The organism is Occallatibacter sp. (assembly GCF_049802275.1).
Classification (GTDB): domain Bacteria; phylum Acidobacteriota; class Terriglobia; order Terriglobales; family Acidobacteriaceae; genus Telmatobacter.
Window position 1 is genome coordinate 1 of the sequence record NZ_JBARMD010000268.1, and the last position, 3212, is coordinate 3212.

The 3212-nt window shown below is 59.8% G+C and carries 2 protein-coding genes; both read right to left on the minus strand.

What is annotated here, in order from left to right; translation table 11 throughout:
* Positions 1-2822 (minus strand): S41 family peptidase (locus WA354_RS09335; RefSeq protein ID WP_472812737.1); only part of this gene is annotated, 2822 nt, incomplete at its 3' end.
* Between the two features lie 81 nt (positions 2823-2903).
* Positions 2904-3212: cation efflux transmembrane domain-containing protein (locus WA354_RS09340; RefSeq protein WP_472812738.1), on the minus strand; the 309-nt coding region annotated here is incomplete at its 5' end.

The following is a 3212-nucleotide window of genomic DNA, read 5'->3' on the forward strand; positions in this document are numbered from 1 at the left end:
GTGTCCGGCAGATATACATACGCAAGCTTGCCGCCCGAAAGCTGATCTACCTTCTTCTGGTTGCTCTCGATCCAATCGACATTGCGCATCGCCGCTTCGCTCGCAATCGGAGTCACCGAAATATCGCGCGGCGTCTTCCCCTCCGCATCACCGATTCGCAAGCTGATCACCTTGCCTGCGGTTCCCTCGAGCGGCTGCTGGATATCGACATCAGCCGTCAGTTCCTGGCCGTTGATGTCGAGAATGCAGTCGCCCACCTTCACATTCAATCCGGGCTGCGCCAGCGGAGCCTTCTCCCGCGGGTTGAAATCCCCACCCGTGTAAATCTTCGCGATGCAGTAGCGATTGTTCTTGATCTCGTAGTCTGCGCCCAGCAGCCCGCCAGGCACCTTCTTCGCATCTGGAATCTGTCCGCCATTCCCGCGCAAGTGCCCTACTGAAAAAGCGCTCAGCATTTCCTGGAAAATGTAGTTCAAATCTGCGCGCGACGCGATCGACTCCACGTACGGCTCATACTTCTTCTCGTCCGCAACGGTGTTCGTCCCGTGGAAATTCGAATCGTAGAAAAACGCGCGCTCGATCCGCCACACCTCGTGGTACATCTGCGCCCACTCGGCATGCGGCTCCACGCGCATCTTCACATCGCCAAACGACAGTGCGCCCTCGCCCGCCTTCACCGGAACATTTGCCGGCACAATCACCCACGTCGGCTTGCCACCTCCCGGAGGCATTTCGCCACCTTCCGGCCGCGGATGCCCCAACGCCAGCAGCATCTTCTCGCCATTCGCGGATAGTTCGAACGCCTCCACGTGCTCAGCCAGCTTTTCCGTCTTGCGCTCTTCCGGAGTCCAGCGGCTCAACGTTGCGCCGCGATCCGCAAACCGACCCGACGCGACGATCTCGGTGAAGTACACGCTCCCCTTCAGCCCTCCAGTAATTCCCGTGTACACACTCGCAGGCAGCGGCATCGCCACAATACGCTTTTCGATTCCATCCAGGTCCACCTTCACCGGCTTCGGCGCAGGCTTGGGATGACTCTTCTCGTCTCCGCTGGCTTCCTTGGCATCGCCACCTTTGTCGTCGCTCTTCTTGCCTTCCGCTTTCTCCTCCGCCGGAGCCTTCTCATCATCCAGTTCCGGCGCAACCGGCGAGGCCGTATCCGCAGCCAGTGTCAGTGCGTAAATGTTCGACGTAACCTGGTAAAGATCGCTCGTCATATCGAGCCCGTCCGACGTCGCACCCTCATTCGTGCTGGTGAGGAAGTAGAGATACTTTCCGTCGCGATCGAATGCCGGCTCGCGGGAATCCCCCATCGCGCTCGTCACCTGCGTCGACTGCCCCGAATCCACCGAGTACAAGAAGATTGCGTGCAGATGATTCGCCATCGACCGCGGATACGCGATCCACTTCGAGTCCGGCGACCATGCAAATTCAAATGTGTTGCTCGAAAATCCGCCATACACATTCTTGTCGTTCACCGTCGTAAGTTTGCCCGTCGTCGTGTCGAGCACGTACGTGCTCAGCCGGTTGTCGTAAAAAGCAATCTTCTTCGAATCCGGCGACCACTTCGGGCCAAAGTAATAGGCCGGCTCCGCTGCCAGCGCGAACTTCTTTACCGCAGCCGCGCCGGCCACCGCATCGCCCGTCTGCGGCGCCACATGCAGCGCATACATTCCCGACTCATCCGAGAAGTATGCAATCGACTGCCCGTCCGGCGACCATGCAGGCTCCCGCTCCATCACCCCTGGAGTATTCGTAATGTCGCGCGTCGGCCCGTGCTTCGCGGCGACTGTAAAAATATCCCCATGCGCCTCAATCACCGCACGCACACCTGTCGGAGAAATCGAAGCATTCTCCAGTTCGTCTCCCACGCTGTCAATGCGAGGCCGCACCTCCGGCAGATCTGCTTCGATCTCGATCGGCACCAGCTTGCTGGTCCCCGACTTCGTGTCGTAGAGATAAATCTCGCCGAGGCGGTCATACACCAGCGTGTCGCCTTCGCCATGCAGAGAGCGAATATCCGGCCCATCATTGGCGAGCGCCTGCGTCACCGACTTCGCCGCAGGATCGTATTTGTAAATCGTCGCTTTCCCCTTCCGGCTGGAAAGAAAGAAGACCTTCCCTCCCGCATACACCGGGGAAAAGTCCGAAGACACCTCATGCGGAATCTCGACCGATTCCAGCCCCGGCAGCGTTGTGATCCAGATCGTGCTCGCGCGTCCGCCGTGATAATTGCCCCACGCCACGTAGGACATGTAATCGAAGCCATACGCCGGCGGCAACGGCGAGTACGCAATCTCCTTGCTGTCTGGCGAGAACTGACCCTGGTACGCCATCGGCAATGGCAGCGGCTTCGCAATCCCACCCTTTGCCGGCACTTCGTAGAGTTGTGTGTAGCGGCTCTGCGAAATTCGCGTCGACCGGAACACAATGTTCTTCCCATCCGGCGTCCACGCCACCGCGAAATCTGCCGCCGGATGATAGGTCACTCGAAACGGCACACCCCCTGCCGCCGGAATCGTGAACACATCGGTGTTGCCGTCGTAGGAGCCTGTGAATGCAATCGTGCTGCCGTCGGGCGAGAACACCGGATCGGTTTCGATGCCAACCCCCGTGGTCAACCGCGTTGCCACTCCACCCGCACGCGGCACCGTCCACAAATCCCCCGCATATCCAAACGCAATCAAATCTCTGCTCAACGCGGGATGCTGAAAGATATGCGGTTTTGTGGCCCCGCGTGCTCCGGCTGGTTCAACAACCACTCCAATTGCGATCAGGTTTACAACAAGGCAAGCCAACCAAGGCAGGCGCAAGGCACGCATCAGGACCCTCCGGGAATCGACTGCAGGATAGGCAACATCTTACAGCCCCGACTTCCCCTGCCTTCAGCGAAATAGTCGCATTCAACCGCAACCGCAGCCTTCACCGCGCCATGCGCGCCGCGCCTCCACAATCAGCAACGGGACCGCGACCAGCGCCGCCACCGTATCAACCCAACGAATCTGCCACACGGCATAAATTGCCAACCCCGCCAGCGTCACCGCCGCAAGGTAGGCACACGTCGCAGACTGCGTCGCATCCGCCGCCAGCGCACGATTGTTCATTCGCCGGGCCTGTCTCCTCTTCATCCACGCCAGCACCGGCATCAGCACCAACGCAAGCGCCGTAACTGCGATTCCGAGGCGACTTGTCTCCATCGGCCGCGCGCGTCC